The sequence below is a fragment of the Stieleria sedimenti genome (assembly GCF_025060895.1).
In the GTDB taxonomy this organism is placed as follows: Bacteria; Planctomycetota; Planctomycetia; order Pirellulales; family Pirellulaceae; genus Stieleria; species Stieleria sedimenti.
Genome location: NZ_JANZKV010000232.1, coordinates 1 through 17,168, shown reverse-complemented (window position 1 = coordinate 17,168; position 17,168 = coordinate 1). Strand labels below are relative to the sequence as shown.

Sequence of the window (17,168 nt, the reverse complement as noted above, 5' to 3'; positions counted from 1 at the left end):
TTGGCCTTTAGGCGATTCCCCGTCGCCGCTCCGCAGCGACAGTGGGCGGCGAAAGCCCGCAAACCAACACGCTTGCCCGTGCCATTCGGGTCACGCACCCTGAAATCGAAAGGTTGGCGGACCACGCATGGCGTCAGCTTCCAGCTTGCGGGTATTCGGACACGCCGGTCCGACGACTCCTTCCCCCTATCCCCCTTCCAACCCGGTTGATCGGTTCGGCTGACAAGGGCCTCAGTGGGCGAGGTGGGGCGAAAACCCGCCACTTGATCTCAATGCGATGGAGAAAGCTAAGTTTGGGCAGTTCAACGTCATTTGTAGATTCGTCACCAACAACGGCGTCAATGACCGCCGTTCGCTTTTCAGTGACACACCCGGAAATCCCATGCCTGCGGCGCCACTTCCTGCTAACGAATCGGTTCGGTTGCAAACTCTGGTCGACTACCAGATCCTCGACTCGTTGCCCGAGCAAGAGTATGACGACATTGTCGGCATTGCATCTCGGATTTGCCGAACGCCGATTGCATTGGTCAGTTTGATCGATGCCGATCGCCAATGGTTCAAGGCGCGGGTCGGGGTGGATGTCGGCCAGACCGATCGCTCCGCGGCATTCTGCGCCCACGCGATCTTGAATCAGGACGAGGTGCTGGCCGTCCGTGATGCGACGCAAGATCCAAGATTCCTGGACAATCCCCTGGTCACGGGAGCACCGCACATTCGCTTCTACGCCGGATCGCCGTTGGTAACGCCCGATGGAGTCGCCCTGGGAACACTCTGCGTGATCGATTCAATCCCCCGCGAACTGTCCCCCGAACAGCTACTGTCGCTCAAAGCACTCGGTCGCCAGACGACGTCGCTGATCGAGTTGCGTGGCCGGACCAACCAGTTGGAAACGTATCGCTCGGAATTGGAACGATCCAACGAAGCGCTGCAAGAATTCGCCTACGCCGCATCACACGATCTGAAGCAACCGATTCGCGGGATCGGTTCCTTGACAGAGTTCTTTGTCGAAGATTACGGCGACCAGCTGGACGATGCGGCCAAAGAAAAGCTGGAACTGATTCGCCGGTTGACCGATCGCGCCCAAACCATGATCGATCAAATGTTGCACTACGCCCGGGTCGGCAGCGTGGTCGATCGCCTGCAGTCGGTCGATCTGAACGAAGTGGTCGATCACGTGAAGGAGAATCTGTTTGCTCTGTTCGCCTCGGGCCAAGTGTCGATCCAATGCATGCAGCTGCCATCGGCCAACGGAGCGCCGGTGCTGCTCAATGAGTTGTTCCAAAACCTGATCTCCAACGGCATCAAATACAACGACAACGAATCGAAAACGGTGGAGGTCGGATTTCAGACCAAGCGGATCGGACCGGATGACGAACCGGTGACCGCTTTCTTCATCGCCGACAATGGAATCGGTATCCCCGAGCGGATGCGTCCGGAAGTGTTTACGATTTTCCGCCGGTTGCACGCCGCCGATGCCTATGGCGGAGGTTCCGGAGCCGGTCTGACGATCGCACGAAAAATTGTCGAAACCCACGGCGGCAGAATCTGGATCGACCCCGCCTACCAGGATGGCACCTGTTTCTGGTTCACGATCGGGACCTCCGTGGCGGGAATCGAAAACGAATTCTGCTACGACAAGGTCCAAAGCCAACGGGATGTCTGTCACGCCGTCAGCATCTGAGCGATCGTGACCGCGGCGTGGCTACACCTCGTCTTGCTGCCGAATTAGGATGGTGGGGATGTTGCTTGATCGGAGTTCTGGGCCGCGACGCCCGGCCTGCCCACATCGTCTTCCCCTCTCTGCCTTGAAGGTCCTCCCATGCCGGCTCGATTACTCACCGTGTTGTTGGTTGCGTTTTCCCTGACAGCGACGACGCTCCCAGCGGCCAGTCCCACGGGGCGTTGGGCCGGCAGCTGGTCGTCTTCGTCGACGGGGCATCATGGCCCGCTTCGCGCTAGGATCCGCGCCGTCGATGCCGACACCTACCGAGCCCTGTTTGCCGGGCGGTTTGCCAAAGTCATCCCGTTTGTCTACCCCGCAAAACTGCAACGCGTCCCAGGCACGTCCAATCGCTATCACTCATCGACGCGATTGCCGCTGTTGGGCGAATACCGCATGACGGCCACCGTCACGCCGCATCATTTCAACGCGACGTTCCGAGGCAAAAAGGATTTGGGCGTCTTTCGGATGTCACGCGCTGCTCGCTGACAACTGTTTTGGAGACGCGGACTACGGCACCGCCGGTGGTTTGATTCGTTGCGACCCCGTCCCGGGGTCGATAGGAATCTGGAACGTACTTCCCGGAGGTTGCGCTGCGCTGACCTCCGGCTACTTGCTGGAATCCCTCCGGGATACTCGTTTCGCTACCGCGTGTGCGGCCGATAACGCTCACCCCGCCAACTCTTGCAGCAACGCGGCGAAATAGAACGTGCCGCACAGCACCACGCTGAACTTCCATGCGGTCACCAGCGCCATGAACGTCGCATTGGATTGGACGTCCAACACAGCGCCCTTTTGCGGCGACATCAATCCGATCAACACGAACACCACGGGGAGCGCCAGCGCCTGAAACGCGGCCAGGGCGAACAGCAGAAACGCCAACGGAGGCACCAGTTGAATCAACGCGATCCAGAGTGCGGTCACGGTGGTGACGACCAGGAGTGCCCGCAATCCAAAACGCACTGCTGCTCTCACTCCGGAATCATCTCGCAGCGGATCAGATCCTCAAACGTTTCTCGTTTGCGAATCAATTTGGCTTGACCCTGTTCAATCAGCACCTCGGCCGCGCGGGTTTTGCTGTTGTAATTGCTGGCCATGACAAAGCCGTAGGCACCCGCGTTTTCCAGGATGACAAAGTCACCGACACGACACATGGGCAGTTCGCGACTGTCGACGTATCCGCCTTCACGCTGGGTGAAAATATCGCCCGACTCGCAAAGCGGTCCGCCGATGACGGCTTGGACGTTGTCGCGATCGTCGACCGGGGCACCGTCGGATGAACAAACCGAAATCGGATGGTGGGCACCATACATGACCGGCCGAGCCAGATCGTTGAAGCCGGCATCGAGCAACACAAACAGATTTTCGCCGACCTTCTTCACGCTACGGACTTCGGCGATCAAGAATCCTGATTCGGCTGAAAGGTATCGCCCCGGTTCGATTTCCAACGTCACCGGATGACCGAACGACTCGCTCAATCGGTTGCGGGTGGCGTCCCATAGTTGAAAGTATTTGTCCAAATCGACATAGGATTCTGATTCGCTGTACGGCACGGGCAAACCGCCACCGGCGCTGATCGTCGTGATCGTCCTGCCGACCTCCATCGCTACTCGCTCCATCGCTTCACAGACCTCGCTGAGGTGCTCCAGGTCGGTCCCCGACCCGATGTGCATGTGAAGCCCGGTCACGGTGACGCCATACTGGTCGGCCCGACGCAGGCAATCGTCGATCTGTGTGTGCCAGATTCCGTGCTTGCTCTGTTCGCCGCCGGTGTTCGTCTTCTGGCTGTGGCCGTGCCCGAATCCGGGATTGATCCGCAGCGTGACGTCGGCACCCGGGAGACGCTCGCCTAGTTGCGAAATCATGTCGGGCGATCCGCAATTGACGTGCAACTTGTGCTCGACGACCAGATCCAAAGCGGCGGCGTCAAAAATATCCGCCGTGTATACGATTTGATGGTCTTGGGGCGAATACCCCGCCGCCAACGCACGCTGAATTTCCCCGCAACTGACCGCGTCGACGACCACGTCACGCCGCCGCATGCGGTCCAGAATGGCGATGTTCCCGCACGCCTTTTGGGCATAACGGATCACGTCGAATTGACTCAAATCCGCAATCCGCTGCTCGATGACGTTCAGGTCATAAACGTAGAGCGGCGTTCCATACTGTTTGGCCAATTCCGAGACGGATAGCCCCGCGATCTGATGGCGACTGGTAGAAAAGGTGGGCGTTGTCAGAGAGGCCATCGCGATCGCAGGGAGGAGAGGGGGAACGGGACGTCAAACGGCGAGACGCATTTTGTCCCCGAGCAGGCTGTTTTGTCCAGCCATCGCCGCCACGAGTTCTGGGCCCCCGACTCCGCCCGGGGACGCAATCGAAGTGGGGTACGTATCCCGCTTGCCACCCCCAGCGGCGGGACGGAAGGCGGAGCCTCCAGGACGGTAAGTTCACGGCGTAGGGCGGAGCCTGGGAACGAGGTGGCTGCAAGACTTGACCCGCCAACCACCTGCGTGGTTCGCGCTTGCCAATCCCCGATCAGGAACCGGCGGGGTCTTTGCCGTCGGTCCAGGGGCCGGCCAGATCCATGTATTCGGGCTCGTCTAGCTTGCTGCCGAAATCGCCGGCCTTCCAACCTGCGATGTGATTGGGCAACTCGCGAGCCTTCGATTTGGCTTCCCATTTCGCCGCCCAGCCCGGATCTTTGGTGCTGATGTCGCGGTTGTCGGAATCGACGAAGTAAACCTCGCCGTTGCGATAACTTTGTGCCCCCAGGTTCACCACGGCCATCGCCGCGGCACCCAAGTCGGGCGGGTTGTTACAAAGTTCCGGCTCGCCGGCTTCACAGGCATCCAGGAAGTTCGCGAAGTGGGCCTTGGTCGTATTCTTGACCGGCTGAGTCGAGATTCGCTCGTTCTCAAAGGTCCGCTTGGCGGAATCGCCCTGCGACGTGACTTGGCGTCGCTCGGGGACGAAATCGAACCCGTCGAAACCTTCGCCGTTGCCGAGTTCGAAGGTGCCGTAGTGACCACGGATCAGTTGATTGACGCGTGATTCTTGGTTGCACATCGTGGCGGTGATCAATCCTTGTACGCCTTCGTTGAAGTCCGCCGCGACGGTGGCAACGTCGGGCACATCGCGTCCGTCGTACTCCATGAAGATTCCGCCGGCGCCGACCACGCGTCCGGGGATCCGAAGTCCCGTCGCCTTCAACATCGACGTCGTGCGGTGGACGAATAAGTCGGTGAACATGCCGCTTCCGAAGGGCCAGAATCGTCGCCACTGTTTGTAAACCGCTCGGTCAAACGGCATCTCCGGAGCGAGGTCTTCGTTCGTGCCCAGCCACCGCTGCCAATCGATCTTCTTGGGGTTCATGTCGGCAACCAGCTTGTAATAGCGCCATTGGCCGACGTTGCTGTTGCGGAAGTATTCGGTCTGGAATCCGAGCACCTTGCCGAGTTTTCCGTCTTGAAGCAACGCCCGGATTTCGTTCCACACCGGCAGGCTGGTCGATTGCACGCCGACCTGCATGACCTTGCCCGAGGCGCGCCATTTGTTTTCGACGTTGAACGCTTCTTCGACCGTCTTGGTCATCGGTTTTTCGCAGTAGACATTCAGCCCCGCGGCAAGCGAATCGATGATCTGTTTGTGGTGCCAGTGGTCGGGAGTCCCGATGCAAACGGCGTCCAGGTTTTCCTTGGCGATCATGTCGTTGTAATCGACGTATCGCCCCGGATCCGTGCCGGTTTTGTCTTTGATGTAATCGGCAACCATGTCGCGCTGCGTCTCGTAGACCTCGGCGACCCCGACCAGGTCGATCTTGCGGCCTTCCTTGTGCAGATCACAGAGTGTTTTCACGTGGGCGCCGAAACCGCGTCCGCCGGGGCCGATGAACCCGATACGTAGGCGTTCGTTCGCACCGGCGGCAGCCTTGGCGCGTTCGGGTAGCGTCATGGCGACGCTCGCCGCGGCACCGACTGTGGCGCCATTCTTCAGAAAGGATCGTCGGTCGGTACTTGGTTTTTCAGCAGGATGATGCATTCGCGCGTGCCTCAGGCCGATACGGCAGGTGGGAAAATCTGGCGGGAAACGTTGATCGACCAATTGTAACTGATCGGTCGCCGATGGGTATCCACAGACCGGATCCAAACGCGCCGTCGACCGTGGTCGCGTTGATGTGTCGCAGTTCCCAACCCTTTCCAGCGTCATTCCGCCGGCCAGCGTTGCGTTCCGCCCACAACGGGCATTAGGGAAAACCCGTCCGCCAGCGGGTCGCGGTGATAAAAATACGTGTACGCGGTCCCAATCAGCTCGTCGTCTTCGCCGAACACGTCGACCACGTGGCGGTGGTACAGGTCGCTCGGCGAATTCCCATCGGTCCCTTCGATGTCGTCCAAGACAAAAAGCACCCGCGGCATCGACGGGGACTCAAACATCCACAGTTCGCCGACCACGTGATGGTCACCCGGCAACAGCGCCGGATAGTCCTCGCGTCCGTATACTGTTCCGCGAACCCAGCCCGCGACCACTTTTCGCGGCACGACGGGCCAGCAGCTCTCGCGACATTGACCGCGTTTGAGTGTGCCGTAAACGAATACCGAATCGATCATCAATCAAAATAATAATGTGGAATGCTCGTCCTAGTTGGGGGACGCGCAGTTTAAAAGCCACCCTCCTGGCAGGAGGGTCGAGCGCAGCGAGGGGAGGTCGAACGGTGAATCGCGAGTTTTACTTCACCTGCCCGAGTCGCGTCCCAAGCAGCAAAGAGAACCCTCTCCTCGCTACGCGCGACCCTCACAGAGAGAGTGTGACGAAAACCCCTTGTAATCAACCACTTAAAAACTGCACGACCTGTTTGGGGGAAGGGGCATTTAGGAATGGTCAAAAAATGGGGTGATCGCAAAAAGGAGTGTGCCGCGATTGCGAGAACTCGCCTCTTCGATTGTTTGATTTTTTGACCACCAAATCTTTTGACCAACCGCCGGTTGCGTCTACCGCGTGGTAGCAGGCAGGGCAATGTCACTGGATTGTTGATCATCATTTGATGCTAGGCTTACGCATGGATTTGAACTCGGCTTGCCATCGGCTGATGGCGCCGTCAATTTGTTCGCTACCGAGTTCGGAAAAAAATTCGGACCAGTTTGCATCGCTGGTGAATCCCAGCCCGCCGGCCATCGCCAAATCCACGGTGCCCATCGAATCAGCGACGCCTTCTTTCAGCAGGCAGTTCGCTTCGATCCACATCGGGATCGTCAACAGCAGCAACACCTCTCCGTCGGTGAATTCGCGGTGATCAGTGCGATAGGTCTCAATCAGTTGTTGCGTTTGATCGGACAATTGCCGACTGCGTTGACCGCGTTGGTAGTCAAACAATCCACCACCGGCTGCGCGTCCGAGTCGTTTGCGTTTGAGCAAAGCCGGGACCATGGGCGAGGGATCGATCCGCTGCGGGAACGCGCTGGTGAACGCTTTCCCGGCATGGTACATCGTGGGCGCGCCGATCCAGTCAATCAGCTCCAGTGGGGACATCGGCATGCCGTAGGCCAGCGCCGCCCGCTCGATCTGACGCTCGGTCGCACCACGGCACAGCAGCAACAACGCTTGGTTCAGATAGGGCGAAAGCATTCGGTTGACGATGAACCCCGGCCCGTCCTGGCACCGTATCGCTCGCTTGCCCAGTCGCGATGCGTGATCCACGACCGCTTGGATCGCATCGTCGTCACTGCGTTTCCCCGCCACGACCTCGACGGCCGCCCTGGCATGGACGGGCATGAAAAAATGCATCCCACAGACTCGACCGGCCGAACGCAGTCGCTGCCCGGCGATCTCGTCGATCAACAGGGTGGACGTGTTGCTGCAGAGCACCGCAGTTTTCCCCAGCTCGCTTTGCAGCATTTCGAACAAGTCTTGTTTCGCCTCACAGCGTTCGACAATCGACTCAATCACGATCGGCGCATGGGTCGCATCACTCGACTTCGGTTCGCCGATCGTGATGGCGTGTAGCGATCCGCCGGGCAGCGAACTCTCACGCCTCGCCAGTCCCGCTTCATCAAAGGCAATCGCTGCGGCCCGGATCGCCTCAGCACTTTGGTCTGCCAGACAGAACGCAACGTTGCGTACCGCATGGGCATCAGCGATCGCTCGTCCGACCACGCCCGCCCCGATCAACAAAACGCGGGGCAAGTCGTGCGGCCACTGCGGGGAATCGGGTTTCATCCCAAACCTTGGTAAGGAGTGCTCACTAAGCGGCCGCCTGCTCGGCAAACGGATCGGGAACGACAACCGTCTGCTCACACGAGTGTAGCTCGACCCGCGGTTTGCGACCGACAAACGCCGCCCACGCGGTAAACGTGCTCGGCGGCCCCATCATCCAGTCCGTTTCTGCCAACGCATACATGTCCCGCAACGCGGTTCCAGGGCCGCGGGTGATATTCAGTCCGGCAAAGTTCGTGGGGTTCAGCCGTTCGTGGCTGCAAACCAAAAACTGCACCGTGCGGCCGTGCAACTGATCGCACACGCTGTGCATCCAGTTCGCATACAAACGATCGTCGAAAAAATAGCGACCGCCTTGGAAATCGGCATAGTCGCCGCGGCGAATGTGGACCCCGACGACAACGTCACTCTCACGACGCGCCTGTTGCATCGTCCGATCGATCGCGTTTTGATCGTCAGCAGAAACGGCAAAGAAATCACGAATGTGCGACCAATGTATTTTCAGCAGACGCGGGCTACGAAACAGCCAGCCCTGCAACAACAGCATGCGGCCGGATTCCACCGCGATGCGAAAACGGTCGCCTTCCAAGTCACATTCCTGGCCCGATCGCAATCGAATCACCTTCGCCGGATAGTCACGCATCCCGACCGCGTTCATCGTTTTTGCCACCGCCTGAATGCCGTGCATCAACCCGAGGCGAACCGATTGCGATGGAGCCCGGCGGGAACCTGTGTCGTGGGACAGTCCATTCAAGTGCGTTGCGTAACGACACCAGAGATCGTTGCGCGTGTTGGGGAACAGCGCCGCATACTCGGCAAAGCAGGGATTGCGAAGTTCGACGCCGTAGTGCCGAGCCGCGGCAATCAAGTGCGCGTAAAGAAACAGCCGGTTTCCGAGTTGGCCGTACCTTCGTGCGATAATCATCATGAGCGGTGGGCCATCCTCGAATCGGAATGAAACATCCAAGCAAAAAGCGAAAAAACAATCGTCTGGATCAGACGCCAGCCTGCCCGTGCGGCAACGGCAAGCCCTACGGCGGCGATGCTATCGCCGAGCCGAAAGTGTTCACAAGTCCGGTTCGCGGATTTTCCCCGTCAGGCAAACGCCGACAAACCGCTGATCAGTCTCGCGACCCGATCGGTGCGCTCTGAATACTCGGCCTCCGACTCAAAAACTGGTCTTGCCCTGTACAGCTAAATCTTGCGATACGCGGGCCACGTGCCGAAAGGCCGAACCACACATTTAACTCGCCATGCTTCGCCCACGGGAGACGATTCACTGCGATGAAGACTCGATCACTTGCCCTGCCCTGCGCACTCGTTGCAGCGATGATGCTCGCTTCGCTCACCGACGTGGCCGCCCAGGACTCTGCCACAGACCCTCCATTGCCCGGCAACCCGTTGACCCGGATGATGAGCGGCTTGAACCCGATGAATTGGCAGATGCCCAAGCTGAAAATGCCAACGATGTCCACGTTTTTGCCGTCCAAAGACGAAAAGGAACGTGTGATCACCAAGAAAGACAGCTTGGTGGACGAGGTCTCCATGACCGCCAAAAAGAGCTGGCAACGCACCAAGGACACGCTCAATCCGATGCGATTGATCCCCGCCGGATTCCGTCAGGATAGCCAAGCAGCACCGGCACCGGCGGCAAAGCAACAGGGCGGTTTTTTCAGCAACCTGTTCTCCCCGTTCCCCAAATCCGAGGACGACGAAGTCAATCGCTCGGTCAACGAGTTTCTCAAGCAAGAGCCCATCCGCTAGTGGCGTAAGCTTCCAGCTTGCGTGGAGCATGGAAGGTAAGCTTCCAGCTTGCGTGGAGCATGAGAGGTAAGCTTCCAGCTTGCGTTAGGCCTGGGAAGGAAGCTGCAAGCTCACACCGCGCCAAAACTACTTTGCGATCATGCTCTGGAATCGATCGAACAGGTAGTGGCTGTCATGCGGTCCCGATGACGCTTCGGGGTGATGCTGGACACCGAAGGCTGTCGATTCGCGATGCCGAACGCCGGCGATTGTGTCGTCGTTTAGGTTGCGATGGGTGATCTCCAGGCAGTCCGGCAGCGACTCTTCCTCGACCGCGAAACCGTGGTTCTGCGTCGTGATTTCGACTTTGCCGGTTTGCAGATCGAGCACCGGTTGGTTCGCCCCTCGGTGACCGAATTTCAGCTTAAAGGTCTTGGCGCCACAAGCCAGTGACAGCAGTTGGTGTCCCAGGCAGATGCCGAAGATCGGCGTTTTTCCGATCAGGGCGCTAATGGTTTTCTGGGCATAGTCCAGCGGTTCGGGGTCTCCGGGTCCGTTGGACAGAAAAACGCCATCCGGCTGGAGCTTCAAGATCTCATCGGCGCTCGTGTCGCCTGGGACGACAGTGACCAGGTTTCCGCGTGAGATGAAGTGACGCGGAATGTTCCATTTCATCCCGAAGTCCATGCAGACGACCTTTGCGTTCCCCGCGCCGGCGGGGTTTCCGTGTCGAGCGATCTCGGTTTCGGTCCAGTCATCAAGCCGGTTGTCCCACTGCCGCGATTGCGTCGGCATCACTTCGCGGACCAGATCGCGGCCGACCAATCCGGGGCTGCTTTTCGCTTTTTCGACCAGCGAAGCGTCGTCCAGATCGCTGGTGGACAAGATGCCTCGCATGGCACCCTGTTCGCGGATCCGCCGCACCAGGGAGCGGGTGTCGATCCCGGCCAAGCCGACGATGCCGTGCTGCTGCAAGTATGCCGACAAGCCGCCTTCGGCGCGATAATTGCTATAAATTCGACTCTCTTCGCGGACGATGAACCCCGACAACGACGGCTTCTCGTGCTCGATGTCGATCGAATTGACGCCATAATTCCCGATCTCGGGATACGTCATCGTTACGATTTGGCCGTGATAACTGGGGTCCGTCAGGATTTCCTGATAGCCCGTCATGGAGGTATTGAAAACGACTTCGCCGTTGATTTCGCCGTCAGCCCCGAAGCCTTCTCCGGTGTAAACCGTGCCGTCTTCGAGCGCAAGTTTTGCGATTCGGGTCATGGGGATAGGGAGGCGCGTTGCCCAAAAGTGCGGAAAGGGTTGGGTAGAGTTCAAAAACTCCCATAGGTTAGCGGGGATTGGTATTTTCGACGAGTGGGTGCGTGCATCAATCGACCGCGTGCCACTGGCTCACCCCACCCCGGGGAACAACCACGCCATCAACAGGCAAACGAGCAGTGCCGACAGCCCCGTCGCGATGCTCATCGGCGAGATCACTTTCAACCCTTCGGCTTCCGTCATCCCGCTCATCCGGGTGATCACCCAAAACGCGCTGTCGGTCATCCAGGACACCGGTTTGCTGCCCGCCCCGATCGCCATCGCCAGATAGACCGGGTGGAAGGGTAGGTCCTCCGAAAACGCAAAACCTTGCAGCACGCCCGCCGACGTGATCATGGCCACGGTGGCAGAGCCTTGCAGCGTTCGGATCGCCGTGGTCACGCAAAAGGCCAGCGGCAGCAACATCAGTCCGGCGTTCGCGTCGACCAGCGATCCCACCGCGGTCGCAATCCCCGCCTGCCGCAACATCGCTCCGAACGCACCGCCGGCGGCCGTGATCAAAATAATGTTCCCCGCCGAAGCCAACGAACGGCTGACCAGTGACCTACGTTGGTTCGCATCGATGTACCGAATCAACGTCATGCCAAACGCCAGGCCGATCGCGATCGCGATGTTCTTGTCACCGACCAGCTTCAACACGTCTGTCAACCCGCTCGGCTGCACCGCACCGGACTTCATCAGGTACGCCAACACACTTCCGATCGTGATCAGGATGACGGGGATCACGATCGGAAGCAGCGACTCGAGGAAGCCCGGTGAACGCCCGCGATCGAGTGGATCCGGCGGGCCGTCCGGTTCGCCTGCATCTGTTTCTCCTGCACCTGATTCCGACTCCTCTGTCCCATCTTCCGGTACCGACTCCGCCGCGATCTCGCGCAGTGGGACATCGACGAAGCGATTGATCAGTCGTGCCGACGCCAGGGACAACACGCTACTCATGCTGCCGACGACCAGCCCGACTCCCAGCATCACGCCGACGTCGACGTTCAGGATCTCGGCGACCTGCAGCGGCCCGGGAGTGGGAGGGACCAAAGAGTGCGCGATCGAACCGCCGGCCAGGATCGCCAAGATAAACAGCACGTAATCGCGACCGACGACGCGGCGCAACGATCGCGCCAACGGGATCATCAAGTAGAACACCGTGTCAAAGAAGACCGGGATCCCGATGATGAAGGAGCTCACCGCCAGCGCTTCGGGCGAACGTTTCGGCCCGACCCACTTCAACATCCGAGCGACGATCGTTCGGGCCGCGCCCGATTCCGACAAGCAGCCGCCGATCACGCTGGCCAGCGCGATTAAAATTCCAATTTTTCCGGCCGTCGAACCGAACGCTGACGTCACACGTGCGGCCGCACTGCTGTGCGTAAATGACACGGCCGCTTCCGGCGTCCATTCTTTTGCGGCAACCTCCGCGTCGGCGTACTGCTGAAGCGATTCCGGCGTGGTCAAACCCGCAACCAGCAATCCCGCCAATAATAACGTTAAAAACGCGTGCAGCCGAAACACGAGAATGCTGACCAAGACCACGACGACAGCTAGGGCAACGATCAACCAGATGCTCATCAACAACTTCTTGGTGTGCGGAATCTAAGTGTGCGGATTGATGCGCGTCGGACACGAGTTTCTCGAGTCCGTCTGCGTCAATCCGCCGATCTAGGCGTGTGGGCCGATGGAGCCTACAGTATGCCGTGACGAACCTTAACAAAATTCGCAGGGCCGCGCGGCCGCTGGCAGTCTGCGGTATCTTACCGTGGCGCCTGCACCATGCGTCGCCTTCGATTTCCTCCCAACGCACCGGTCAAGAAGTCACGTGTCCGACTCCAACTCCGATTCAAACAGCGAGCCGTCGTTTTTCACCAGGCATGAATTTGCGATCCGTCGACTTCACTCGTTGACGGGAATCGTGCCGCTGGGTCTTTACATGTGCGTTCACCTGACGACGAACGCAAGCCTGCTGGGTAGTGTCGAGATTTTTCAGCGTGCCGTCTTCTTGATCCACAGTCCCGGACCGTTGTTGCCGCTGATCGAATGGGGCGGAATTTTCCTTCCGTTGCTGTTTCACGCCGGTCTGGGGATTTGGATCGCCAAGACGGGCCGCAGCAACAGCAGCCAATACCAGTTCACCAGCAACAAACGGTACTCCTGGCAACGTTGGACCGGATTCATCGGATTGGTGTACCTGTTTCTGCATGTGATGCATCTGCACGGCGGAATTCACGCCGAAAGCTGGATGGACGCGATCTACCAAATCGGATTTGGACAATTCAGCCCCTACAACGCGGGCAGCTCGTTAGTCAATGCGATGAATCTCGGTTACGGAATCATCTGGCCGGTCATTTATCTGGTCGGCGTGCTGGCGCTCGTTTACCACTTCGTCAACGGAATTTGGACTGCCGGGATCACGTGGGGCCTTTGGATTTCCCCCGAGGCCCAAGCGCGGGCGACCAAAGTTTGCGTTGCATTTGGCGTCATCCTGACGGTTGTCTCCCTGGCAGCCTGGGCCGGTGCCGTCTTCCCAGGCAAAGAAGACGTCGCGGAGATGCGTGCGATCGAAGATCGCATGTACGAGGCGGGTGTCGTGGCCGGCACCGTTCCCGAAAATGAGCACAAGCGTGACTTGCGCGGTCGAGCGGCGGCGGCTGAGGAGTCCGGCGACGCGGCGGACGGCGAACAAGCATCCACAGCAACGACGGAGCCGGCGTCCTGACGCTGATCAGCTCCGGCCCGTTTACGCAATTCCATTCGAATCAACACACTCAACTCTTTCATCCTCAGTCACTATGTCAAATCAACGTGTGGTCGTCGTCGGTGGTGGTCTTGCTGGTCTCGCCTCGGCAATGAAATTGGCGGAACTGGGCGTCGCGGTCGACCTGATCAGTCTCACTCCCGTCAAGCGGTCCCACAGCGTCTGCGCCCAAGGCGGTATCAACAGCTGCAACGACCAGACTCGTCAGCTGGGCGATAACGAATGGAAACACTTTGACGACACGGTCTACGGTGGTGACTTTCTCAACCACCAGCCGCCCGTCAAAGAAATGGCGTACTGGGCGCCCAAGGTCATCGAACTGATGGACCGCTTGGGAGTGCCGTTTAATCGCACCGGCGAAGGGTTTTTGGACCGACGTCGTTTCGGCGGCACGCTTTACAAACGAACCGCCTTTGCCGGAGCGACCACCGGACAACAGCTGCTCTACGCCCTAGACGAACAGGTCCGTCGCCGTGAATCCGAAGGCCTGATTCGCAAATTTGAATTTTGGGACTTCTTGGGACCGATCCAAGACGAAACCGGTCGCTGCCGCGGAGTCGTCGCACAAGACATGGTGTCGATGGAAATCCGAGCCTTCCCCGCCGATGCCGCCGTCGTCGCCACCGGCGGTTGTGGTCTGGTGTACGGTCGCAGCACGATGAGTGTGTTTTGCACCGGCAGCGCCGCCAGTCGCTGTTTCCAAGCCGGCGCGAAATACGCAAACGGCGAGTTCATCCAAGTCCACCCGACGGCGATTCCCGGCAGCGACAAGCTGCGTTTGATGAGCGAGTCGGCCCGCGGCGAAGGTGGACGCGTCTGGGTCCCCCGCAAGCCGCATGACTCACGTGCCCCACGCGACATCCCCGCCAGTGACCGCTACTATTTTCTCGAAGAACGGTACCCGGAATACGGCAACCTGGTGCCCCGAGACATCGCGACTCGCGAGATTTTTGACATCTGTGTCAACGACGGTCTCAGCGTCGACTCCGAACGGATGTGCGTCTACTTGGATTTGACTCATATTCCCAAAGCGGAATTGGATCGAAAGCTCGGTGGGATCCTCGAAATCTACGAAAAATTCCAAGGCGTTGATCCGCGGATCGAACCGATGCGGATCTTCCCCGCGGTCCACTACAGCATGGGCGGATTGTGGGCCGATTACGTCAAGAGTGCCGACGGTGGCCTGGAAGCCGGCGCTCCGGCCAATCACATGACCAACATCGAAGGGCTCTACGCCATCGGTGAGTGTGATTACCACTACCACGGTGCCAACCGACTGGGCGCCAACTCGTTACTGTCTTGCATCTTTACCGGTTTGTTCACCGGACCATCGATCGTCAATTACATCGACAATCAATCTGGCGGTCACGCCGACATCGACCCTGCGACGCTGTCCGGTGCCGTTAGCAAACAACAAGAACGGCACGACTCGCTGTTGACCGGTAACCCCGGCAGCGATGAGAACCCTTACCTGATCCACCAGGAACTCGGGGACATCATGACGCGTGCCGCGACAGTGGTACGACGCAACGACCAATTGACTGATGCAATCGAGAAAGTGAACGAGTTGCACGACCGCGCGATGAAGGTCAACTTGTCCGACACCGGCAGCTGGTCCAACCAGAACGTGATCTTTGCCAAATCGCTCCAGGACATGTTCCCGATCGCCAAATCAATTCTCGGCGGCGCGCTGCGGCGCGACGAATGCCGAGGTGCACACTTTAAACCGGACTTCGAAAAGCCTTCGCTGACCGCGGAAGACCCGGCCGAGCGACGGAAGCAGGCCGAAGAGTGGTGCGACGCCTTCGAAAAGAACAACGACAAATACCTGAAAAGTACCATCGCCGACTACGACAATGCTTCGATGCAACCACAGTTCAGCTACGAGGATGTCGACACATCGTTGCAACCGCCACGCCCGAGACTGTATGGGCTTGTCGGGGCCGATATCATCGAAGAGGTGTGGAAGGAACGGGCCGAGGCGAAAAAGCAGCAACCCCAAATGGCTTCCTCCTAAGACGTCACCGCTCGTTTGTCACAAGCGAGTTCCCGGTCAGACGACCGAGATCAAACTACATCATCCAACGAACATTCAACTTTCGACAATTTCATAGGTCAACGCATGATTGCCCTGGATCCCGCCGCGAATCGCCCCCAGTTCATCAACGTCCGCGTCAAGCGACAAGATGGTCCTGGCCAAGAGCCGTATTGGCAATTGTTCAAAATCGACTACGAGCCGGAATTGAACGTCATTTCGATTCTGCAACGGATCGCCGCTCTCGGCCAAACGTCCGACGGCAAAAAAGTCCCGCCGGTCGTTTGGGATTGTGGCTGTCTGGAAGAGGTCTGTGGTTCCTGCACCATGCAGATCAACGGACGCGTCCGCCAGAGTTGTAGCGCGCTGGTCGACCAGTTGCTGAAAGACAACGCCGACGAAATCGTCTTGGAACCGATGAGCAAATTTCCCGTGCTGCGCGACTTGCTGGTCGACCGCCGACGGTTGTTCAAGGCACTCGAGAAGGTCAAGGCATGGGTCCCCGTCGATAGTTACTACAACATGGGCCCCGGCGAAAGACAGCTCCGTGCTGCCCAAGAACAGAATTACCCACTCAGCCAGTGCATGAGCTGCGGTTGCTGTGTCGATGCCTGCCCGCAGTACAACAAGATTGAACTGGAGCGGAAAAAGGACGAGACGGACGAAGAGTTTCGGAAGCGAGAAGAGAAAGCCTGGGACACAGCGTTCGTCGGTCCCCACGCGATCTCTCAAGCGATGCTGTTCAACAATCACCCGACCGGTAAGTCGATCGCGGGCGAGCGGTTGGATGCACTGATCGCCCCCGGCGGAATCCAAGCCTGCGGCAACGCACAGAATTGCGTCGCCGTTTGCCCCAAAGAAATTCCGCTCACCACCTCCATCGCCCGCGCCGGACGAGCCACCACGATCCACACCATCAAAAAGTGGTTTGAAAAGTAGTGGTACCCGGTGGAAAAGGTTTCCCCACTTCTTTTCATCCCGGGGGACGTCGATTCTTTGACTGCAGGATTCGGCAACCGATTTAGATTCTCTCCCTCTAGTGCTTTGTTCCAATTTGCAATTAGGGTTGGCCAGCGAAAAGGGGTCAGACCCCAATAGTGCGAAGCACCCTTCGGGCCGTTCCGGCTATTGGGGTCTGACCCCTTTTCGCGAATCTCTCATCGACCCGAACATTGAAATGGAACAAAGCACTAGGGGTTCTTCGTGGATTTTAGTGGCTAATCGCTCAGGACCCAGGTTTTTCGAGGCATTGCTGCGATGTCCGAATGGGGAGAGCGAGGACAAACGCTCGGTTCAAATGCCCCTCCGCCGACGCGGGGGCCGGCGGAGGGCACGAAGCACCTTCGGCGCATCGCAGAGCAGGTGATTCCTTGGCGGGT

Annotated in this window: 14 protein-coding genes; 6 read left to right on the top strand and 8 right to left on the bottom strand. The window is 58.8% G+C overall.

The window, feature by feature from the left end:
• The first annotated feature begins 382 nt into the window (after nucleotides 1-382).
• Nucleotides 383-1,681, top strand: a complete 1,299-nt coding sequence (locus NZK35_RS27180) for a sensor histidine kinase (RefSeq protein WP_259635669.1) — start codon at nucleotides 383-385, stop codon at nucleotides 1,679-1,681.
• Nucleotides 1,682-1,819: 138 nt separating this feature from the next.
• Nucleotides 1,820-2,209 (top strand): hypothetical protein, encoded by a 390-nt coding sequence (locus tag NZK35_RS27175; protein ID WP_259635668.1) that lies wholly within the window; start codon nucleotides 1,820-1,822, stop codon nucleotides 2,207-2,209.
• Between the two features lie 180 nt (nucleotides 2,210-2,389).
• Here NZK35_RS27175 and NZK35_RS27170 read toward each other — a convergent pair whose 3' ends face one another.
• The 6 genes from NZK35_RS27170 to NZK35_RS27145 form a co-directional block, all read right to left on the bottom strand.
• Nucleotides 2,390-2,683, bottom strand: coding sequence for a hypothetical protein (locus tag NZK35_RS27170; RefSeq protein ID WP_259635667.1), 294 nt, complete (start codon nucleotides 2,681-2,683; stop codon nucleotides 2,390-2,392).
• Nucleotides 2,684-2,691: 8 nt separating this feature from the next.
• Nucleotides 2,692-3,966, bottom strand: coding sequence for a diaminopimelate decarboxylase (gene lysA / locus NZK35_RS27165; RefSeq protein WP_259635666.1), 1,275 nt, complete (start codon nucleotides 3,964-3,966; stop codon nucleotides 2,692-2,694).
• A gap of 289 nt (nucleotides 3,967-4,255) precedes the next feature.
• Nucleotides 4,256-5,758, bottom strand: coding sequence for a Gfo/Idh/MocA family protein (locus tag NZK35_RS27160; protein ID WP_259635665.1), 1,503 nt, complete (start codon nucleotides 5,756-5,758; stop codon nucleotides 4,256-4,258).
• Nucleotides 5,759-5,922: 164 nt separating this feature from the next.
• The gene (locus tag NZK35_RS27155; protein ID WP_259635664.1) at nucleotides 5,923-6,327 is read right to left on the bottom strand and encodes a gamma-glutamylcyclotransferase family protein; all 405 of its coding nucleotides are present in this window, start codon (nucleotides 6,325-6,327) and stop codon (nucleotides 5,923-5,925) included.
• 427 nt (nucleotides 6,328-6,754) lie between these two features.
• Complete coding sequence (locus NZK35_RS27150) at nucleotides 6,755-7,933, bottom strand: 3-hydroxyacyl-CoA dehydrogenase family protein (protein ID WP_259635663.1); 1,179 nt, start codon at nucleotides 7,931-7,933, stop codon at nucleotides 6,755-6,757.
• A gap of 25 nt (nucleotides 7,934-7,958) precedes the next feature.
• Entirely contained in the window at nucleotides 7,959-8,858 is a 900-nt protein-coding gene (locus NZK35_RS27145; RefSeq protein WP_259635662.1) for an alpha-1,2-fucosyltransferase, read from the bottom strand.
• Nucleotides 8,859-9,214: 356 nt separating this feature from the next.
• On the opposite strand from NZK35_RS27145, the gene NZK35_RS27140 reads away from it, so the two are divergent.
• On the top strand, nucleotides 9,215-9,694 hold the full coding sequence (locus NZK35_RS27140) for a hypothetical protein (RefSeq protein WP_259635661.1): 480 nt from the start codon (nucleotides 9,215-9,217) through the stop codon (nucleotides 9,692-9,694).
• Between the two features lie 126 nt (nucleotides 9,695-9,820).
• On the opposite strand, the gene carA is transcribed toward NZK35_RS27140, so the two are convergent.
• Together carA and NZK35_RS27130 are read right to left on the bottom strand one after the other, a co-directional pair.
• A complete protein-coding gene (gene carA, locus NZK35_RS27135) occupies nucleotides 9,821-10,951 on the bottom strand; it encodes a glutamine-hydrolyzing carbamoyl-phosphate synthase small subunit (protein ID WP_259635660.1) in 1,131 nt (376 codons plus the stop codon).
• 129 nt (nucleotides 10,952-11,080) lie between these two features.
• Nucleotides 11,081-12,571: a GntP family permease gene (locus NZK35_RS27130; RefSeq protein ID WP_259635659.1), complete on the bottom strand. Its 1,491-nt coding sequence runs from the start codon at nucleotides 12,569-12,571 to the stop codon at nucleotides 11,081-11,083.
• A 247-nt stretch (nucleotides 12,572-12,818) separates the two neighbouring features.
• Between NZK35_RS27130 and NZK35_RS27125 the strand changes: the two genes are divergently transcribed.
• The 3 genes from NZK35_RS27125 to sdhB all read left to right on the top strand — a co-directional run bounded on the left by NZK35_RS27125 (nucleotide 12,819) and on the right by sdhB (nucleotide 16,728).
• Nucleotides 12,819-13,715 carry a succinate dehydrogenase cytochrome b558 subunit gene (locus tag NZK35_RS27125; protein ID WP_259635658.1) on the top strand — a complete coding sequence of 299 codons (897 nt, stop codon included), beginning with the start codon at nucleotides 12,819-12,821 and terminating at the stop codon, nucleotides 13,713-13,715.
• Between the two features lie 73 nt (nucleotides 13,716-13,788).
• The gene (gene sdhA, locus NZK35_RS27120; RefSeq protein ID WP_259635657.1) at nucleotides 13,789-15,771 is read left to right on the top strand and encodes a succinate dehydrogenase flavoprotein subunit; all 1,983 of its coding nucleotides are present in this window, start codon (nucleotides 13,789-13,791) and stop codon (nucleotides 15,769-15,771) included.
• 105 nt (nucleotides 15,772-15,876) lie between these two features.
• Nucleotides 15,877-16,728 (top strand): succinate dehydrogenase iron-sulfur subunit, encoded by an 852-nt coding sequence (sdhB, locus tag NZK35_RS27115; RefSeq protein WP_259635656.1) that lies wholly within the window; start codon nucleotides 15,877-15,879, stop codon nucleotides 16,726-16,728.
• Nucleotides 16,729-17,168 lie beyond the last annotated feature (440 nt).

Excerpts from the sequence above, each read along its gene's own strand:
- NZK35_RS27180 (WP_259635669.1), top strand. The coding sequence starts at position 383 with ATGCCTGCGGCGCCACTTCCTGCTAACGAATCGGTTCGGTTGCAAACT.
- NZK35_RS27175 (WP_259635668.1), top strand. The coding sequence starts at position 1,820 with ATGCCGGCTCGATTACTCACCGTGTTGTTGGTTGCGTTTTCCCTGACA.
- lysA (WP_259635666.1), bottom strand. The coding sequence starts at position 3,966 with ATGGCCTCTCTGACAACGCCCACCTTTTCTACCAGTCGCCATCAGATC.
- NZK35_RS27160 (WP_259635665.1), bottom strand. The coding sequence starts at position 5,758 with ATGCATCATCCTGCTGAAAAACCAAGTACCGACCGACGATCCTTTCTG.
- NZK35_RS27155 (WP_259635664.1), bottom strand. The coding sequence starts at position 6,327 with ATGATCGATTCGGTATTCGTTTACGGCACACTCAAACGCGGTCAATGT.
- NZK35_RS27150 (WP_259635663.1), bottom strand. The coding sequence starts at position 7,933 with ATGAAACCCGATTCCCCGCAGTGGCCGCACGACTTGCCCCGCGTTTTG.
- NZK35_RS27145 (WP_259635662.1), bottom strand. The coding sequence starts at position 8,858 with ATGATGATTATCGCACGAAGGTACGGCCAACTCGGAAACCGGCTGTTT.
- NZK35_RS27140 (WP_259635661.1), top strand. The coding sequence starts at position 9,215 with ATGAAGACTCGATCACTTGCCCTGCCCTGCGCACTCGTTGCAGCGATG.
- carA (WP_259635660.1), bottom strand. The coding sequence starts at position 10,951 with ATGACCCGAATCGCAAAACTTGCGCTCGAAGACGGCACGGTTTACACC.
- NZK35_RS27130 (WP_259635659.1), bottom strand. The coding sequence starts at position 12,571 with ATGAGCATCTGGTTGATCGTTGCCCTAGCTGTCGTCGTGGTCTTGGTC.
- sdhA (WP_259635657.1), top strand. The coding sequence starts at position 13,789 with ATGTCAAATCAACGTGTGGTCGTCGTCGGTGGTGGTCTTGCTGGTCTC.
- sdhB (WP_259635656.1), top strand. The coding sequence starts at position 15,877 with ATGATTGCCCTGGATCCCGCCGCGAATCGCCCCCAGTTCATCAACGTC.